This window comes from Modicisalibacter muralis, assembly GCF_900102945.1.
Taxonomy (GTDB): Bacteria; Pseudomonadota; Gammaproteobacteria; order Pseudomonadales; family Halomonadaceae; genus Modicisalibacter; species Modicisalibacter muralis.
On sequence record NZ_FNGI01000001.1, the window covers coordinates 687,731 to 704,948 of the forward strand.

15 protein-coding genes and 1 pseudogene are annotated in these 17,218 nt (G+C 61.3%); 10 read left to right on the plus strand and 6 right to left on the minus strand.

The features are described from left to right. Nucleotides 1-53: 53 nt before the first annotated feature. From livH to BLR92_RS03265, 4 genes are read left to right on the plus strand one after another with little or no spacing between them, the layout of a single operon-like run. Nucleotides 54-974 carry a high-affinity branched-chain amino acid ABC transporter permease LivH gene (livH, locus tag BLR92_RS03250; RefSeq protein WP_089725420.1) on the plus strand — a complete coding sequence of 307 codons (921 nt, stop codon included), beginning with the start codon at nucleotides 54-56 and terminating at the stop codon, nucleotides 972-974. Next, nucleotides 974-2,227 carry a high-affinity branched-chain amino acid ABC transporter permease LivM gene (locus BLR92_RS03255; protein ID WP_089725422.1) on the plus strand — a complete coding sequence of 418 codons (1,254 nt, stop codon included), beginning with the start codon at nucleotides 974-976 and terminating at the stop codon, nucleotides 2,225-2,227. The genes livH and BLR92_RS03255 overlap by 1 nt, the downstream gene beginning before the upstream one ends. 31 nt (nucleotides 2,228-2,258) lie before the next feature. Further along, the gene (gene livG, locus BLR92_RS03260) at nucleotides 2,259-2,990 is read left to right on the plus strand and encodes a high-affinity branched-chain amino acid ABC transporter ATP-binding protein LivG (RefSeq protein ID WP_245704044.1); all 732 of its coding nucleotides are present in this window, start codon (nucleotides 2,259-2,261) and stop codon (nucleotides 2,988-2,990) included. Nucleotides 2,991-3,004: 14 nt separating this feature from the next. Then, complete coding sequence (locus BLR92_RS03265) at nucleotides 3,005-3,709, plus strand: ABC transporter ATP-binding protein (protein WP_089725986.1); 705 nt, start codon at nucleotides 3,005-3,007, stop codon at nucleotides 3,707-3,709. Nucleotides 3,710-3,762: 53 nt separating this feature from the next. Here the strand turns inward: BLR92_RS03265 and BLR92_RS03270 are convergent, their stop codons facing one another. Next, on the minus strand, nucleotides 3,763-5,550 hold the full coding sequence (locus tag BLR92_RS03270) for a thiamine pyrophosphate-requiring protein (protein WP_089725424.1): 1,788 nt from the start codon (nucleotides 5,548-5,550) through the stop codon (nucleotides 3,763-3,765). Nucleotides 5,551-5,813: 263 nt separating this feature from the next. Here BLR92_RS03270 and BLR92_RS03275 point away from each other — a divergent pair, with 263 nt between their 5' ends. The 3 genes from BLR92_RS03275 to BLR92_RS03285 all read left to right on the plus strand — a co-directional run bounded on the left by BLR92_RS03275 (nucleotide 5,814) and on the right by BLR92_RS03285 (nucleotide 9,859). After that, nucleotides 5,814-7,319 (plus strand): fumarate hydratase, encoded by a 1,506-nt coding sequence (locus tag BLR92_RS03275; RefSeq protein WP_089725427.1) that lies wholly within the window; start codon nucleotides 5,814-5,816, stop codon nucleotides 7,317-7,319. A gap of 63 nt (nucleotides 7,320-7,382) precedes the next feature. After that, nucleotides 7,383-8,801: a cardiolipin synthase gene (gene cls / locus BLR92_RS03280; RefSeq protein ID WP_089725429.1), complete on the plus strand. Its 1,419-nt coding sequence runs from the start codon at nucleotides 7,383-7,385 to the stop codon at nucleotides 8,799-8,801. A gap of 140 nt (nucleotides 8,802-8,941) precedes the next feature. Further along, entirely contained in the window at nucleotides 8,942-9,859 is a 918-nt protein-coding gene (locus BLR92_RS03285) for a LysR substrate-binding domain-containing protein (RefSeq protein ID WP_089725431.1), read from the plus strand. A 51-nt stretch (nucleotides 9,860-9,910) separates the two neighbouring features. Here the strand turns inward: BLR92_RS03285 and BLR92_RS03290 are convergent, their stop codons facing one another. Next, nucleotides 9,911-11,020 carry a bifunctional nicotinamide-nucleotide adenylyltransferase/Nudix hydroxylase gene (locus tag BLR92_RS03290; RefSeq protein ID WP_245703948.1) on the minus strand — a complete coding sequence of 370 codons (1,110 nt, stop codon included), beginning with the start codon at nucleotides 11,018-11,020 and terminating at the stop codon, nucleotides 9,911-9,913. Nucleotides 11,021-11,185: 165 nt separating this feature from the next. Between BLR92_RS03290 and BLR92_RS03295 the strand changes: the two genes are divergently transcribed. Beyond that, on the plus strand, nucleotides 11,186-12,094 hold the full coding sequence (locus BLR92_RS03295; RefSeq protein WP_245703951.1) for a YihY/virulence factor BrkB family protein: 909 nt from the start codon (nucleotides 11,186-11,188) through the stop codon (nucleotides 12,092-12,094). A 52-nt stretch (nucleotides 12,095-12,146) separates the two neighbouring features. Here the strand turns inward: BLR92_RS03295 and BLR92_RS03300 are convergent, their stop codons facing one another. Beyond that, complete coding sequence (locus tag BLR92_RS03300; RefSeq protein WP_089725435.1) at nucleotides 12,147-13,205, minus strand: Glu/Leu/Phe/Val family dehydrogenase; 1,059 nt, start codon at nucleotides 13,203-13,205, stop codon at nucleotides 12,147-12,149. Nucleotides 13,206-13,432: 227 nt separating this feature from the next. On the opposite strand from BLR92_RS03300, the gene BLR92_RS03305 reads away from it, so the two are divergent. After that, nucleotides 13,433-13,705 (plus strand): acylphosphatase, encoded by a 273-nt coding sequence (locus BLR92_RS03305; RefSeq protein WP_089725437.1) that lies wholly within the window; start codon nucleotides 13,433-13,435, stop codon nucleotides 13,703-13,705. Here BLR92_RS03305 and BLR92_RS03310 read toward each other — a convergent pair whose 3' ends face one another. From BLR92_RS03310 to BLR92_RS03320, 3 genes are all read right to left on the minus strand, one after another. Beyond that, entirely contained in the window at nucleotides 13,706-14,647 is a 942-nt protein-coding gene (locus BLR92_RS03310; RefSeq protein ID WP_089725439.1) for a nucleoside hydrolase, read from the minus strand. It lies immediately after the preceding gene. Between the two features lie 38 nt (nucleotides 14,648-14,685). Next, on the minus strand, nucleotides 14,686-15,606 hold the full coding sequence (locus tag BLR92_RS03315) for a ribokinase (RefSeq protein WP_089725441.1): 921 nt from the start codon (nucleotides 15,604-15,606) through the stop codon (nucleotides 14,686-14,688). A gap of 77 nt (nucleotides 15,607-15,683) precedes the next feature. Beyond that, nucleotides 15,684-16,625, minus strand: coding sequence for a D-2-hydroxyacid dehydrogenase (locus tag BLR92_RS03320; protein ID WP_089725442.1), 942 nt, complete (start codon nucleotides 16,623-16,625; stop codon nucleotides 15,684-15,686). A gap of 217 nt (nucleotides 16,626-16,842) precedes the next feature. Between BLR92_RS03320 and BLR92_RS19880 the strand changes: the two are divergent. Further along, nucleotides 16,843-17,097 (plus strand): annotated as a pseudogene (locus tag BLR92_RS19880) (FmdB family zinc ribbon protein); the annotation flags it as partial. Nucleotides 17,098-17,218: the final 121 nt, after the last annotated feature.

Here is a 17,218-nt window from a genome sequence, read left to right on the forward strand (position 1 = left end):
CTTCGCCCGGCCGGTCAAAAGCCGACCGGGCGTCTTTGCGCAGGTAACTCCCAATGGAAGCTCCACTCTACTTCCTGCAACAGGTGATCAACGGCCTTACCATAGGCAGCACCTACGCGCTGATCGCCATTGGCTACACAATGGTCTATGGCATCATCGGTATGATCAATTTCGCCCATGGCGAAATCTATATGATCGCGACCTACGTCGCTTTCATCGTGATTGCCGGGCTATCGATGATGGGTATCGATAGCACGATATTTCTGATGGTAGCCGCGCTGATCGTGGCGATCATCGTCGCCAGCGCCCACGCCTTTGCCGTGGAGCGCGTCGCCTACCGGCCGGTACGTGGCTCAAAACGTCTGATCGCGCTGATTTCGGCGATCGGCATGTCGATCTTTCTGCAAAACTACATGCTGTTGGCGCAGGGCTCGCGCGACAAGGCGATCGGCAACATATTGCCGGGTGGCTGGCATTTCAGCGGCGGGGATTTCACCGTCGTGCTGTCCTACATGCAGGTGATCATCTTCGCCGTCACGCTAATCAGCATGCTGTTGCTGGCAGCGTTCATCTCGCGCTCGAAGCTGGGGCGTGCCTGTCGTGCCTGTTCTCAGGATCGTGGCATGGCCAACCTGCTCGGTATCAATACCGATCTGGTGATCTCGATGACCTTCGTCATCGGTGCCGCGCTAGCTGCCGTCGCCGGGTTGTTGCTGGGCATGTACTACGGCGTGGTCAATCCCTATATCGGTTTCCTGGCTGGACTCAAGGCCTTCACCGCCGCCGTGCTGGGCGGAATCGGGAGCATTCCGGGGGCGGTGCTCGGTGGCCTGTTGCTGGGCGTGGCCGAGGCGCTGACCGGGGGCTATCTGTCAACGGAGTACAACGACGTAGTCTCCTTCGGCCTGTTGATTCTGATTTTGCTGTTTCGCCCCTGGGGCATTCTCGGCAAGCCGGAAGTGGAGAAGATCTGATGTCAGGAAAATTAATGCCCGCATTCTTCGCCGCCGGCCTGACGTTGCTACTGGGTGCTTCGATACTTGGTGTGCAATTGGAGTCTCGTGGCGTCGATACCATCGTTATCGTTCACGACGCAATGACCTGGTTGTGGCTGGCTGTCGCCGCCGTGGTCGTTTTCGTCTATCAGTTGCTCAAGGACCGTATCAGGCTGGTACGCGAGCATGCCCAGCGTGCATCGCATTTCGAGCTACCGGCGTTCCTCAAGAACCATGCCCAACGGCGTCTGATGATCGCGCTGGCGATCGGCGCGCTGTTGTTGTTCCCGTTCCTGGCCGAGCGCAGTGCCGTGGATATCGCCACGTTGACGCTGATCTACGTAATGCTGGGTTTGGGGCTGAACGTGGTGGTGGGGCTGGCCGGCCTGCTTGACCTGGGCTATGTCGGCTTTTATGCCATCGGCGCCTATACCTATGCGTTGCTCAACAGCTATTTCGGCTTCACGTTCTGGGAAGCCTTACCGCTCGCCGGCGCCACGACCGCGCTATTCGGTTATCTGCTCGGGTTTCCGGTGTTGCGCCTGCGTGGCGATTATCTGGCCATCGTGACCCTGGGTTTCGGTGAGATCATCCGCATCCTGCTCAACAATCTGACCGAGATCACCGGTGGCCCCAATGGCATCTCGCAGATTCCCGAGCCGTCGTTGTTCAACCTGCAGCTCTCGCGTCGTATCGACGAGGGTTACCTATCGTTTCATGAGTTCTTCGGGATTGCCTACGACCCCAGTCACAAGGTGATCTACCTGTACATCCTGGCGTTGTTGTTCGCTTTGGCGGTGGCCACCGTGATCTATCGTCTGATGCGCATGCCCATCGGACGAGCCTGGGAGGCGCTGCGCGAGGACGATATCGCCTGTCGTTCGCTGGGTATGAATCCTACCGGCATCAAGCTTTCCGCGTTTACCATTGGCGCCAGCTTCGCTGGCTTCGCTGGGTCGGTGTTCGCCGCCAGGCAGGGTTTCATCAGCCCGTTGTCGTTTACCTTCATCGAGTCGGCGATCGTTCTGGCGATCGTGGTATTGGGTGGCATGGGTTCGCAATTGGGCGTGATTCTGGCGGCGATCGCCATGACGTTGCTGCCGGAAATCGCCCGTGAGTTCAACGAGTACCGCATGTTGCTGTTCGGGGCGATCATGGTGCTGATGATGGTCTGGCGCCCGCAGGGGCTGTTGCCGCTCAAGCGACCGCAGATGGAGCTGAAACGTGACTGATTCCGCACTGCTTTCCGTTCGTGACCTGAGTATGCGCTTCGGCGGCCTGTTAGCGGTCGATGGCGTGAGCATAGAGGTCCAGCCACGCGAGGTGGTTTCGATCATCGGCCCCAACGGTGCCGGCAAGACCACGGTGTTCAATTGCATCAGCGGCTTTTATCGCCCGACCAGCGGCGAGGTAATGTTCGAAGGTAAGGCGATGCATCGCCTTACCGGCTTCAAGATCGCCCGCGCCGGCATGGTACGCACGTTCCAGAACGTCCGCCTGTTCAAGGACATGACGGTCATCGAGAACCTGCTGGTCGCCCAGCACATGCAGGCCGAACGCAATCTGCTCAAAGGATTGTTTTCGACGCCCGGTTACCGCCGCCGCGAGCGCGAGATGATGGATCGGGCCGTGCACTGGCTAGAGCGTGTCAACCTGATCGATTTCGCCAACCGTGAGGCAGGCAATCTGGCCTACGGGCAGCAGCGCCGGCTGGAAATAGCGCGCTGCATGGTGACCCAGCCCAAGCTGTTGATGCTCGATGAGCCGGCGGCGGGGCTCAATCCCAACGAGACGCGCGATCTCGATCGTCTGATCGTGCAACTCAAGGAGGAAGAGGGCATCACCGTGGTACTCATCGAACATGACATGAGCCTGGTCATGGGTATTTCCGATCGCATCTATGTGGTCAATCAGGGCAGGCCGCTGGCCGATGGTACGCCGGAGCAGGTGCGGCGTAATCCCGAGGTGATCAAGGCCTATCTGGGTGAGGAGTAAACGTGACCACTGCGATGCTGAAAGTCGATAACCTGGTGACTCATTATGGGGCGATCCAGGCACTCAACGACGTGTCTCTCGAGGTCAGCCAAGGCGAGATCGTCACTCTGGTCGGTTCCAACGGCGCCGGCAAGACCACGCTATTGATGTCGATCTGCGGCGATCCATTGCCGACCTCGGGAACTGTGCGTTTCGATGGCAAGGAAGTTCAGGGTTTGCCTACCTCGCAGATCATGCGTTCCGGGCTGTCGGTCGTTCCCGAAGGGCGGCGTATCTTCACGGGGATGACGGTCGAGGAAAACCTGTCGATGGGTGGTTATTACCGCTCCAAGGTCGAGATCGCGGAGAGTACCGAGCATGTACTGACGCTCTTTCCGCGGCTCAAGGAGCGTTTCAACCAACGTGGCGGCACCATGTCCGGCGGCGAACAGCAGATGCTGGCCATCGCTCGGGCCCTGATGAGTCGGCCGCGCCTGTTGCTGCTCGACGAGCCATCGTTGGGGCTGGCGCCGATCATCATCGCGCAGATCTTCGAAATCATTCAGAAGCTGCGTGAAGAGCAGGGCACGACGATCTTCCTGGTCGAGCAGAATGCGCACAAGGCCCTGTCGATTGCCGACCGTGGCTATGTGCTCGAGCATGGGCGGGTGGTGCTGTCCGATACGGGCCAGGCGTTGCTGGCCAACGACGAGGTGCGCCGCGCTTATCTAGGCGGTTGACCGGCGTTATCGAGACCAGGGACGGTGCGGCCACGTTGGGTGGCCGCACCGTTTCATCGATTGCGTTTGAACAGTGAGCGCTTGACCTGTTTGGTCGATTGCTTGACGTTGTGCCACCCCGAAGAATCGCCCTTGATGACCGAAGCCATGTAATGCTTGGCCTGCTCGAACTCGATATGCGGCGGCAGCGGGGCGACATCGCCATCGGTATAGGCATTGATGATCACCGGGCGATCGGCGGCGAAAGCCTCGTCCCAAACGTGCTCGATATCTTCTGCGCGCTCCAGGCATAAGCCCTTGAAGCCGAGCAGCTCGGCGTACTGATCGTAACGGAAATCGGGGATATCCTGAGACGTATCGAACTTGGGATCGCCTTCCATCACGCGCTGCTCCCAGGTCACCTGACTGAGGTCGCGATTGTTCAACACCAGGATGATACAGCGCGGGTCCTGCCATTCCTTCCAGTACTTGGCCAGCGTCAGCAGGGCCATGTTACCCAGCATCTGCATTGCGCCATCGCCGATCATCGCCACCGCTGGGCGCTGGGGATGGCAGAATTTCGCCGCCAGCAGATAGGGAAGGCCGTTGCCCATCGAGGCCAGCCCGCCCGATACCGAACCGAACATGCCGCGACGAATCTTGAGATGGCGCGCGTACCAGTTGGTGGCCGTGCCCACGTCGCAGCACAGCATCACGTCGTCGGGCAGGCGCGGCGACAGGCTCTGGAAAACGCGCTGTGGGTTGATCGGCATGGCATCGGTGGCGGCGCGTGCCTCGGTTACCTGCCACCAATCATCGGTCCATTTCTGAATCTTGTTACGCCAGCGGCGGTTTTGCTTGTACTCGAGGCGTTCGGCGAGAGCGGCCAGGGTGGGCTTGGCATCACCATGCAGGTTGAGCTCGGTCGGATAGCGCAGGCCCAGCGCCTCGGGCGCGATATCGATCTGAATCGCGCGGGCCTGATCGGATTTCGGCAAGAATTCCGCATAAGGAAAGCGCGTGCCGACCATCAGCAGGGTATCGCACTCCTTCATCATCTTGTCGCTGGCTTCGGTGCCCAGCAAGCCGATGGTGCCGGTCACCCCTGGCGCGTCATCGGCGATCATCGCCTTGGCCAGCAGTGCCTTGGCGATACCCGCGCCGAGCAACTCGGCGACCTGGTGCAACTCGTCGATGGCGTGCTTGACGCCAGCCCCGGCGAGAATCGCCACGCGCTGGCCCTGATTGAGAATCGCCGCAGCAGTATCGAGATCCACTGTTTCAGGCAGGCGGTGCGGAAATCGATAACCGACGCCGGAGAATACCGCACCGTGCGCGGCGGGTGGATCGGCCATGGGCAGATCCTGCACGTCGTTGGGTAGAATCACGCAGGTTACGGTGCGCCGGGCGATGGCGATGCGCATGGCTTGGTCGATTACATGGCGGGTCTGGGCCGGCTCGGTGACCATCTGTACATAGGCGCTGGCGACATCCTTGAACAGCGAGATCAGGTCGAGTTCTTGCTGGTAATCGGTGCCCAAGCTCATGCGTGCCTGCTGCCCGATGATGGCGACCGCGGGCATATGATCCTTACGGGCATCGTACAGGCCGTTGAGCAGGTGCACGGCACCGGGACCCGAGGTGGCCACGCAGACTCCCACTTCGTCGCTGAATTTGGCGTGCCCGCAGGCCATGAAAGCCGCGACTTCTTCGTGGCGTGGCTGGATGAGACGTGGCAAGCCATCGGCGCGGCGCAGTGCGGCCATGAAGCCATTGATGCCGTCACCGGAATAGCCATAAAGCCGCTCGACTCCCCATTGCCCGAGTCGCGAAACGATGAAGTCGCTGACAGTCTGGTGCATGATCCTCTCCCTTTGGTTCGCGGTTCCTGCATTCCGGTCGCGCATCCTTGAATGTCTTGGTGATTCAGTTTGGGTAGGGTTTTATCCATCTGTAAAGCGCAGGGCGGATTTATACCGTTATCTTTTCTCCTGGCTCTCAGCGAATAACGCCGGCCTGCCGAGGCATTGTGCGATGGGGTATAATTTGTCGCACAGAATATCGCTCGCAAGCCACCTGACTGACTTGTTCGCACCGCCCGTCACTTGTAAGGAGTTCCCGCCCCATGCCCGTGATTCGCCAGGATGATTTGATTCAGAGTGTCGCCGATGCCCTGCAATACATTTCCTACTACCACCCCAAGGATTTCATCGACGCCATGCATGCGGCGTATCAGCGCGAGGAGAATCCGGCGGCACGCGATGCTATCGCGCAAATTTTGATCAATTCACGCATGTGCGCCACCGGTCATCGACCGATCTGCCAGGATACCGGCATCGTCACCGTGTTCGTGCATGTCGGCATGAACGTGCGCTGGGAGACGGACATGAGTCTCGACGACATGATCAACGAAGGCGTGCGTCGGGCCTACACCAACGCGGACAACGTATTGCGGGCGTCGGTGCTCGCCGACCCCGATGGTAAGCGCAGCAATACCGGCGACAACACGCCGGCGGTCATCCATCACAAGCTGGTGCCGGGCGATACCATTGAGGTGCATGTCGCGGCCAAGGGCGGTGGTAGCGAAGCCAAGTCCAAATTCGCCATGCTCAATCCGTCGGACAGCGTGGTCGATTGGGTGCTCGAACAGTTGCCGAAGATGGGCGCTGGCTGGTGCCCGCCGGGAATGCTCGGCATCGGCGTGGGCGGTACCGCCGAAAAGGCCATGGAACTCGCCAAGGAGGCGTTGCTCGATCCCATCGACATCCAGGAGTTGCAGGCGCGCGGCGCCTCCAACCGTGCCGAGGAACTGCGCCTGGAGCTTTACGACAAGGTCAACCGCAGCGGTATCGGGGCGCAAGGTCTGGGTGGGTTGACCACGGTGCTCGATATCAAGGTCAAAGACTACCCGACCCACGCCGCCAACAAACCAGTGGCGATCATTCCCAACTGCGCGGCGACCCGCCACATCCATTTCAGGCTTGATGGCAGCGGCGCCGCCGAGTTGCCTGTACCCAAGCTGGAGGACTGGCCGGAGATCGCCCGCGAAGCGAACGGTAACGTCAGGCGCGTCAATCTCGATACCGTTACCGCCGAAGACGTACGAGCCTGGCAGCCCGGCGATACCGTGCTGCTGTCCGGCAAGTTATTGACCGGGCGCGACGCCGCGCACAAGCGCATGGTTGATATGCTGGCCAAGGGCGAGCCGTTGCCGGTCGATATGCGCGGTCGCTTTATCTATTACGTCGGTCCGGTCGATCCGGTGCGCAACGAGGTCGTTGGCCCGGCCGGTCCGACCACGTCGACGCGCATGGACAAGTTCACCCGTACCATGCTCGAGCAAACCGGCTTGTTGGGCATGGTCGGCAAGGCCGAGCGCGGTCCCATCGCCATCGAGGCCATCCGCGACAACCAGGCGGTGTATTTGATGGCGGTCGGCGGAGCCGCCTACCTGGTCGCCCAGGCGATCAAGAAGTCTAGGGTGGTCGGCTTCGAGGACCTGGGCATGGAGGCGATCTATGAGTTCGAGGTCGAAGACATGCCAGTCACCGTGGCGGTCGATAGCCTGGGTGAGTCGGTGCATCGAACCGGTCCCGCGAAATGGAAGGAGATCATCGCCGAAAGAGCCTGATAGGATGGGTGCCTGGCCGCACAGCGGCGCTGCCTCGATCAAACATTGCAACAGGGAGTGGCAATGACATCCACGCTAGTGGGGCTGGGTATCTTTCTGATTTACCTTGCGGGCGTGCTGTCCGCAGTGCTGGCCTTGATGTCCAGTCGTACGTCACAAGGTGCGATTGCCTGGATCATCTCGCTGATCACTTTCCCGTATGTGGCGGTTCCGGCCTATTGGATCTTCGGGCGGCCGCGATTCTATGGCTACGTTTCGGCACGCGGTGAGCGCGATACCACGCTGCGCCGTGTGCTGCTGCGTTATCGGCCCTTGATCGAGCCGTATCTGGCGGACGCGCGACACGGCAGCATACGCGCCGTGGAGCAGTTGGCGATGATGCCGATGACCAGCGGCAACCGGGCCGAACTGCTGATCGATGGCGAGGCAGCGTTCGATAGCCTGTTCGCCGGTATCGATGCCGCAGAGTCCTATATTCTCATTCAGTTTTTCATCGTTCGTCAGGATCGACTCGGCCTCGAGCTCAAACAGCGCCTGGAGCGTCAGGCCGAGCGCGGCGTGCGGATCTATTTCCTGTACGACGAGATCGGCAGTCGTGCGCTGGGCGATGGCTATCTGGACGATCTGCGTCACGCGGGGGTGGAAGTCAGCGCCTTCAATTCATCGCGCGGGCTGCGCCACCGCTTTCAGCTCAACTTTCGCAATCACCGTAAGATTCTGGTGGTCGATGGCCAGTTTGGCTGGACCGGCGGCTTCAACGTCGGTGTCGAGTATCTTGGCGAGAGCCCTCGGCATGGGCCCTGGCGCGACACCCACCTGAAGCTCTCGGGCCCCAGCGTGCTAGGGTTGCAAGAAGCCTTCTGGGAAGACTGGCACTGGGCAACCGGTCAGGTGATCGATCTGGAATGGAAACCCCGCATCACCTGTGACGAGTGTCAGAACGTGGTGATCGTGCCCTCCGGGCCGGCGGATCGCCAGGAAACCGCCAGCCTGCTGACGCAGCACGCCATTCACAGCGCGCGGCATCGGCTGTGGGTGGCCAGCCCGTATTTCGTTCCCGACCAGGGAGTGCAGGATGCGTTGCGACTGGCGGCGATGCGGGGTGTCGATGTGCGGGTGATGATGCCCGAGCGCCCCGATCACTTGCTGATCTTTCTCTCGGCGTTTTCTTTCCTGCCCGACATGCTGCGCGTCGGTGTCAGAATCTACCGCTACCAACCGGGGTTCCTGCACCAGAAGGTCATGTTGATCGATGATCGCTGCGCCTCGGTGGGGTCCGTCAACCTGGACAATCGATCCTTTCGGCTCAATTTCGAGATCACGGCGTTCATTCCCGACAAGGGGTTCGCCGCCGAGGTGCAGTCGATGCTCGAGCGTGATTTCGACAGTTGCCGCGAGGTGACGCTGGAAGAGCTCCAGCAGCGACCGCTGTGGCGCAAGCTGGTTTCTCGCGCCGCGTACCTGCTGGCGCCGATTCAATGATCACGAATCGGCCTGTCTAAACGGGCCGGTGACTTTCAGATTATGGACACGCCCATGGTGAGTACCGTTGCCCTTGGGTAAACTCCTGATTCGGCCGTGTGTCGTCGGCCAAGCTGCCCATCGGAACGTCGGGAGTCGCGGTGAACCTTGAAACCAAATGGCTGGAAGATTTCGTCGCACTGGCCAATACCCGCAGCTTTTCCGCCTCGGCACGCCAACGCCATGTCACTCAGCCGGCCTTCAGTCGGCGTATCCGTTCGTTGGAACAGGCGGTGGGCGCCACGCTGGTTGACCGCTCCACCACGCCCGTGGGATTGACGCCCGAGGGTCAGCTCTTCTTGATCACCGCTCGTAATATGGTCGAGCAACTCAGCGAATGCCTAGGGCATCTGCGCGGCCTGTCGATCGCCAACGAAGCGTTGGATATCGTCGCCGCGCATTCACTGGCACTGGCATTTTACCCACGCTGGGTCTCGCGCCTGCAGAAGGGCGTCGGTGAGTTGCCTACTCGGCTGGTGGCGATGAACGTGGGCGATGCCATTCATGTGTTGCGCGAAGGCAATTGCGATCTGATGCTTGGCTATCACGATCCCTACGCGACGATGCAACTCGATGCGGAGGTCTTTCCATCGTTCTCGATCGGCAACGCCAAGATGGTTCCGGTGTGCCTGCCGGATGCCAACGGGCAGCCGTGCTTCCCGTTGGCCGGCAACGATCCGATACCGTTCCTGGCATATACCCAGGGTGCTTTCCTGGGGCGCAGCGTGCGCATGTTGCTCAAGAACGACCCGACACGCATGCGCTTGAAGACCATCTACGAAACGGCGATGGCCGAAGGGCTCAAGGGCATGGCGCTGCAAGGCGTGGGCATGGCCTGGATACCCGATTTCTGTATCCGCGAGGAACTTCGCGACGGGCGGCTGGTGCGTGCCGGGGACCAGCAATGGGATATACCACTGGAGGTGCGCCTGTATCGCTGCTCACTGGTGCATAAGCCCGGCGTGGAGAAGCTGTGGCGACAGATGATGGAGTTGCCGCGCGATTTTCTTCAGGCCTGAAAAGCCATCCGCATCATTTCGTTCGGCTATTTCCCCAATGGCCTTTACCGCTTAAGGCGTGGCCCAGCCGGCTGGCAGTCCCAGGAAGTTCTGGATGATGAAGAAATGGTCCTCGAACAGCGTCTCGGGTTCGAGATCGGCGAGTGCCACCCAGCGGGCATGGTCGCCGCCCTTGGCCGGCTTCAATTGCGGCAATTGCTGCTCGGGACGCAGGGCGAAGTAAAAGGCTTCGGCCAGGGTGCGGCCCCGCCAACTACGGTGCGGCTCGTCGAATAGCCGTTGGCCACGCAGCGATCCCTTGAGTACCGGCTCGGGCACCTTGAGGCGTACCCGCTCACGCAACTCGCGCAGGCAGGCATCGAGCAATCGTTCGTGCGGGTTGATGAAGCCACCGGGCAGGGCCAGCAACCCCTTGCCCGGCGCGGCCGTACGCTTGACCAACAATACGTGACCCGATTGCACCACTACGCCATTTACGGTGACGAAGATCGGCGGGTAGGGCGCCTGCGCCCAGGCGCTGCGATATTGCTCGAGCAGTTGTTGTTCTTCGAGTAGCTGCTGGCAGGCCTCCGTGGCATGAAATGCCAGCAGCGCGCGATGCACACGAGGGGGTAGGTCGTGAGCCGCGCCAGTGGAAAGATAATCCGCCGCCGAGGCACTGGAGTAAAATAGCCGCTCACGAATCTGACTGGCCGAGATGCCTTCGATCAGTGGCACGCTCACCGATTCCCATTGTGGGAATAGGCTCAGGTAATAGCTCGATTGACCGCGGTTGGCGCCGATCAACCCGATGCGTGGCAGCTTGCCTTGGCGGGGGCGGGCGATATCACGCACTTTGCGCTGCACATCGCGAACCCAGACGTCATCGTTGTATAGCGCATCGAGCAGCGGCTCGATTTCCAGGCGGCGATTGTCGTCGCTATCGAAGCAGTCGCGCAGCATGTCGCGACGTTCCTCGAAACGCCAGGGGTTACGCAGCGAGCGCGCCTGCCATGCCGAACCGATCAACACGATGACCTGGCGGGCACGTTTCAGTGCTTCATGAATGACCGCCAGGTGCCCCAGGTGAGGCGGCTGGAAACGGCCGATGAAGACCAGGCAGTCAAAGTCGTGCGAAGCGGAAGCAGCGGGCATCGGTGTCGGGTCCGGCGCGGTCGACATAAAGGTTCCTGTCATGATGAGCGGAGCCATTATGGTCGGGCGACTACGGCCCTGCAAGGTAGCTTGGATTGCGGGGATGGTGAGTTTCGCCCTTTGGTTTCCGCTCGGTTGGCGACTTGGTTATGCTGATAACAGGAGATAACCGCCGTAGGCATGGGAGAGTTCGTGATCAAGAAAGAGGTGAAGACCTGGTTTCAGATCGTACGCGATGCCTTCACGCTATGGTTGGAACATAATGCGTTCAGTTACGCTGGCTCGCTGGCGTTCTATACCTTGTTTTCATTGGCGCCGACGGTGATTATCGCGGTCACGGTCATCGGGCTGGTGCTCGGCGAGGATGCTGCTCATGGGCAGATCGTCGGCCAGCTTTCCGGCGTCATGGGGTCTGGGGCGGCGGCGGCCGTCGAGGATGCCGTGGCACAATCGCGTATCGAATCCTCGGGGATCATACCCACATTGCTAGGGGTCGGGGCGCTGGTGGTGGGCGCCACGACGGTGTTTGGCCAGATGCAGTTCTCGCTGAATACGATATGGGGCGTGACCGCCCGGCCGGATCGCAACAGCATGTCGCTTTTCATCAAGCAGCGCTTTTTATCGCTGACCGTGGTGCTGGCCATTGGCTTCGTGTTGCTGGTGTCGCTGGTACTCGGGGTGGCGCTACGTGCGGCTTTTCAATTCGCCGGCGACTGGATACCCGGTTCCGGGGCGTTGCTGAGCGGCGCCGAGCTGCTACTTTCGCTGCTGGTCATCACGTTGTTTTTCGCCACGCTATTCAAGGTGCTGCCCGATGTTGTGATCGGCTGGCGGGACGTACTGGTGGGGGCCGTGGTCACCGCCGTGCTGTTTTCCATCGGGCGCTATGCGATTGCCGCCTACCTGGCCTACACCGCGACGGCATCGACCTACGGGGCGGCGGGTTCGGTGGTGCTGATTTTGCTGTGGGTCTACTACTCGTCGCTCATTCTGTTGTTTGGCGCGGCATTTACCCGCATTCATCTCGAAGCCCGGGGGAAGCCGATCATCCCGCGCAAGATGGCGGTGCGGGTCAAGCGTGAGTTTATGTCTGATCGCTGATATCAAGCTACCGACCCCGGTGAAGCCGGGATCGGTAGCCTTGCGGTTAACGTCAGGCCGCGTGGCGGCGATGCGCGGCGAAACGCTCCTCGGCAATCCGGTCGGCGACCTCGGCGGGTGTGCGGCGTTCCTGCCGGGCACGAACGAAGATTTCATCCAGCGTCTGTGCGATGCCGGCGATATGCGCCATGACCTTGTCACGGCTGTAGTCTTCGCGGCGCTGCCAGGCAATCTCGATCACCCCGCCGGCATTGGCCACGTAATCGGGCGCGTACAGGATGCCGCGTTCCTGTAGCCGCTGGCCGATCCCTGGCGTGGCGAGCTGATTGTTGGCGGCCCCGGCGATGACTCGCGCTTTCAAGCGCTCAGCGACACTGGCATCGAGTACCGCGCCCATGGCGCAGGGGGCGAACACATCGACATCGGCATCGAAGATGGCATCGGGGGCGACGACTTGGGCATCGAGTTCGCGTGCCAGCCGATCCGCAGCCTGGGTATCGATATCGGTTAGTACCAAGCGCGCACCGGCGTCGTGCAGGTGGTGCGCCAGGTGAGCGCCGACGTTGCCGACGCCCTGTATGGCGACTCGCAAGCCACGCAGGTCGTCACGCTCCAGGCCGTGATATACCGCACAGCGCAAGGCGTGAAATACGCCCCATGCGGTGAAGGGCGACGGGTCGCCGGAATGGTCGCCCTCGCGGCACAGGCCGCCGACATGGCGCGTGGTGCCGGCAATGATCTGCATGTCCTCTTCGCTGCTGCCGGAGTCCTCGGCGGTGATGTAACGCCCGCCCAGCGAATCGACCAGGCGTCCCATCGCTTCCAGCAGGGCTGGCGTCTTGTCGCGCTTGGGGTCGGCGATGATCACCGCTTTGCCGCCACCCAGGTCGAGCCCGGCCAGTGCCGATTTGTAGGTCATGCCCCGCGATAGGCGCAGCACGTCGGTCAATGCCTGCTCTTCGCTGGCATAAGGGAAAATACGCAGGCCACCGAGGGAAGGGCCGCGATGGGTGTTGTGGATGGCGACGATGGCACGCAATCCGCTGGCTTCGTCGCAGCCGAACACAACCTGTTCGTGGTGATCGAAATCGGGGTGATCGAAGAGGGTCATTTGTTGTTCTCCCTTGTGAGGAATTCCGGACTAAAGCCGTGTCAATAGAATGCGCAAAGGCGTCGGGTAGGGCGCCGAATACCGCAAGTGGAAGAGGCTTGTGGCCTCTTGATGTCAGGTTAAAACAATCGGCCGGGAATTTCTCGATCTTGGGTGCAAGCCGCGACAATGCTAGAAAGAGACGTCACCGCACTATTCACCGGCAGCTTGGGAGGGAGAAAATCGCCATGAGCAAATGCTGTGTCAAGGCCATCGTCAGTGGCAGGGTGCAGGGCGTGTGGTATCGCCGCGCCACGCAGGACCAGGCGCTCAGGGCCGGTGTGACCGGTTACGCTGAGAACCTGCCGGACGGTCGCGTCGAAGTTCTGTTGTGCGGCGAGGGCGAGGCGGTCAATGCCGTGGTCGAATGGCTATGGCAGGGACCACCCGAGGCCCAGGTGACCCATGTCGAGCTGGAAGGCGTCGAGTGGCGGGACCGCGACGCCTTCGTGACGCGTTGACTAGGCCAGGGTGTCGACGATCCAATCGACAACCCCTTGGCCGTCCGCGTTGAGGCAGACCTCGACCAGGGGCGTTCTCGACCAGCGTTCACCAAGGAAAGGGCGGCCCTCGGGAGCGAAGAGGGTTTGTCCCTCGGCAAGGCCATCGGTGGCTACGCTCAAATGCCCGCGAGCGGTGGTGAACAGATCCGGGCGCATCAGCCAGGCGAGCGCGCAGCTATCGTGAGGACAGCAACCGTCGATACCCAGCGCGCTTTGATAGAACTTTCGGTAGAAGTGATAGCTGCCGGCCAGTACCTCGCCCAATCGCCCTTGACCGGCTGCGATCTTCTCCATGTCGGCCGGGCCGAGCACGCAGCGGTGCGTGGCGTCGAGGCCGACCATCGTCAACGGCCAGCCGGCAGTTAATGTGCGGGACGCGGCGTGCGGGTCGTTGAAGATATTGGCTTCGGCGACCGGCGTGACGTTGCCGCCTTCCTTCACCGAGCCGCCCATGATCACCACCTGCTTGACCTTGCCGACAATGCTCGGGTCGAGCTGCAGCGCGGCGGCCAGGTTGCCCAATGGGCCAACCGCGACCAGCGTGATCTCACCGGGACGGGCGTTGACCTGATCGACGATGAACTGCGCGGCGTTTTGCTCGATTGCTTGGCCCCGCACATCGGGCAGTTCGAAATTGCCCAGCCCGTTATCGCCATGGATATGCGCCGGCGCCGGATGCTTGGTTTTGACCAACGGCATGGCGGCGCCCTGTGCCACGGGTATGTCCTGCCCGGCCAACTCGGCGAGCAGCAAGGCGTTGTGCGTCGCGGTGGCGATTTCGACATTGCCGTAGGTGGTGGTCATGCCCAGCAATTCGATATCGGGATGGGCGAGGGCAATAGCGATAGCCTGGGCGTCATCCACGCCCGGGTCGGTATCGAAGATGATCGGTGTCGCCATGAAAGCTTCCTTCTAGCAGCGTGAATGTCGGCCAGCGTCTACTGGTCGTGAAGTTCGAGTTCCGGCCATTCCCTCGCGGCGTCATGAACTTCGCTGATCACCGGGATGCTCGGCGCGGCGCCTTCGTGCTGCACGCAGAGCGCCGCGGCGGAGCTTGCCAGGCGCAGTGCCGCAACGGTGTCGTCGGTATGCTGACGCGCCGCCATGAAGTAGCCAATGAAGGTATCTCCGGCGGCGGTGGTATCCACGGCCTCGACCGGGTGCGCCAGTAGGTGGAGCCGCGTGTCGCCATGCTGATAGCAGACGCCGTTACGGCCCAGCGTGAGCACCACCTCGACACTCGGCAAGCGCTGGCCAAGTGCGTCGAGCAGGGCATCGGTCGGTGCCTGTTCGCCTTGATCGACCAGCATGGCGGCCTCGCCGCGATTGAGGAACAGCAGCCGGCAATGTTCCAGCGGCAGGCGCAGCACATTGGCCGCCATTGGCGCCGGGTTGAAAGCGATGTTCATGCCATGCTCGGCGGCACGAACCATCAATTTACCCAAGGCATTGCATTCATTCTGCAGTAGCAGCCAATCGCCGGATTTCACCGACGTCATCAGTGCGTCCTGCTGTGCATCGGTGAAGCCGTGATTGGCGCCAGGATGCAGGATGATGGCATTTTCGCCGTGATCGTCGACCTGGATCAGCGCGTGACCACTGGCTTCGGCGGTCAGCTCGATATGCGCGGTATTGACTCCGGCGGTGGAGAGCGCCTCTATCACCCAGCGATCGCGCTGGCTCAGACGCCCCCAGTGAGTCACCTCACCACCGGCGCGCGCTATCGCCAGCGATTGGTTGGCACCCTTGCCACCGAGCACCTGACGGTATCCATGACTGGACAGGGTTTCTCCGGGGCGCACCAGATGCGGTACGCGGTAAACGTGATCGATGTTGATCGATCCATAGTTGTAAAGCATGGCCTCTCCTGACAGCGCATTCTTGCGGGCATTGCCGCGTTTTGGAGTATTGGCGGGCGATCAAGAGGATGCAAGCATCAGCCCTGGGTCCCGGCCCACGCGCGTAAATTTTCGGCGGTCAGGCGCACGACGTTGGCGCGTGCCTCAGGGCTGATCCAGGCATTGTGCGGCGTCACGATCAGGTTCAGCGGCTCGCTCAAGGCATCGAGTAGTGGGAGCCCCTCGCGCGGGGGTTCCTGAGATAGAACGTCGATGCCCAGCCCACCTAGCTGGCCTCGACGTAGTGCCGCCAGCACGGCCCGTTCATCGACGATGCCGCCACGCGCGCAGTTGATCACCAACGCGTCGGACTTCATGCGGCTCAGCAGGTCGGCATCGATCAGGTGCCGGGTCGCCTCGGTTAATGGGCAGTGCAGGGACAGGATATCGGCGCTGGGCGACAGCTCGACAAGTGATGGGCGCGCGTCGTTGGCTTCGTTGCCGGGGCGTGCGGCGAAGACGACATCCATGCTGAAAGCCTCGGCCAGGCGTGCCACGGCCTGCCCCAGTTCGCCACTGCCGACGATGACCAGCCGCTTGCCGGCGAGTTCCAGCGTGCGATGATCCAGCAGACAGAAGATCGGACTCTCGTCCCAACGGCCAGCGGCGACGTCGCGTTGGTACAGCGGCAAGCGGTTGGCGAGGGCAAGCATCAGCATCATGGTGTGCTGGGCAACGCTGGCGGTACCGTAGGCATTGACGTTCTTCACGTAAATGCCATGGCGCTCGGCGGCGGCCTTGTCGATATTGTTGGTGCCGGTGGCCAGCACGCAGATCAGCTTGAGCCGAGGCAGCGCGCTCAGCAGTTCGCCGTCGAGCTGCACCTTGTTGACGATGGCGATATCGGCATCCTGTAGGCGGGCCTGGCATTCCTGCGGCTTGCTATGGGCGTGAACGTCGAGGGTGGCGACTTCATTGCACAGCGGCGACAGGTCGATATCGTCGCCTAGGCTAGCGGCATCCAGGATTACGGCTTTCATCGACGATTCCTCATGAACGAAGGTGGGCGAAGCTCGCTGTGTCGGCCTTGCCCGTCGGGGGCCGCTACACGCTATAATATGCGGCTTTCAAGGCAGGCTTGGAAAGCGCGTCGGCTGGCCATATTAAACGAGCCACCGCATGCTGGGGTTTGTAGCCCGATGTGCCTGCGGTGACGTTTCACGGTTGTTTTCGTACCCAAGAGTGAAGAAGAAAACCATGCCGATCTATGAATATGAGTGCAAGGCCTGCGGCCATCGCCTGGAAAAACTACAGAAGCTGAGCGCCGCTCCACTGAAGGATTGCCCTTCTTGCGAGCAATCGGAGCTGTCGCGGCTGGTTTCCGCCGCCGGTTTCCGCCTGGCGGGCGGCGGCTGGTACGAGACCGATTTCAAGTCGGGCGGCAAGAAGAACCTGGCGGGCGACGCGGGCGACAAGAAAACCACTTCGAGCGCTGACGGCAAGGCCTCGCCAAGTGTCGATAAAAAAGCGCCTTCCAGCGCTGATGCCAAGAGTTCACCGGGCAAGGGCTCATCGAGTAAGTCTCCATCGAGCCCCGATAGCAAGGCCACCGCCTGACAACTCCGCCGGCCTC

Coding starts and splice junctions, on each gene's coding strand:
- BLR92_RS03275 (WP_089725427.1), top strand. CDS start 5,814: ATGCCCGTGATTCGCCAGGATGATTTGATTCAGAGTGTCGCCGATGCC.
- BLR92_RS03290 (WP_245703948.1), bottom strand. CDS start 11,020: ATGTCGACCGCGCCGGACCCGACACCGATGCCCGCTGCTTCCGCTTCG.
- BLR92_RS03265 (WP_089725986.1), top strand. CDS start 3,005: ATGCTGAAAGTCGATAACCTGGTGACTCATTATGGGGCGATCCAGGCA.
- livG (WP_245704044.1), top strand. CDS start 2,259: ATGCGCTTCGGCGGCCTGTTAGCGGTCGATGGCGTGAGCATAGAGGTC.
- BLR92_RS03315 (WP_089725441.1), bottom strand. CDS start 15,606: ATGCTTTACAACTATGGATCGATCAACATCGATCACGTTTACCGCGTA.
- cls (WP_089725429.1), top strand. CDS start 7,383: ATGACATCCACGCTAGTGGGGCTGGGTATCTTTCTGATTTACCTTGCG.
- BLR92_RS03255 (WP_089725422.1), top strand. CDS start 974: ATGTCAGGAAAATTAATGCCCGCATTCTTCGCCGCCGGCCTGACGTTG.
- BLR92_RS03310 (WP_089725439.1), bottom strand. CDS start 14,647: ATGGCGACACCGATCATCTTCGATACCGACCCGGGCGTGGATGACGCC.
- BLR92_RS03305 (WP_089725437.1), top strand. CDS start 13,433: ATGAGCAAATGCTGTGTCAAGGCCATCGTCAGTGGCAGGGTGCAGGGC.
- BLR92_RS03300 (WP_089725435.1), bottom strand. CDS start 13,205: ATGACCCTCTTCGATCACCCCGATTTCGATCACCACGAACAGGTTGTG.
- livH (WP_089725420.1), top strand. CDS start 54: ATGGAAGCTCCACTCTACTTCCTGCAACAGGTGATCAACGGCCTTACC.
- BLR92_RS03320 (WP_089725442.1), bottom strand. CDS start 16,625: ATGAAAGCCGTAATCCTGGATGCCGCTAGCCTAGGCGACGATATCGAC.
- BLR92_RS03270 (WP_089725424.1), bottom strand. CDS start 5,550: ATGCACCAGACTGTCAGCGACTTCATCGTTTCGCGACTCGGGCAATGG.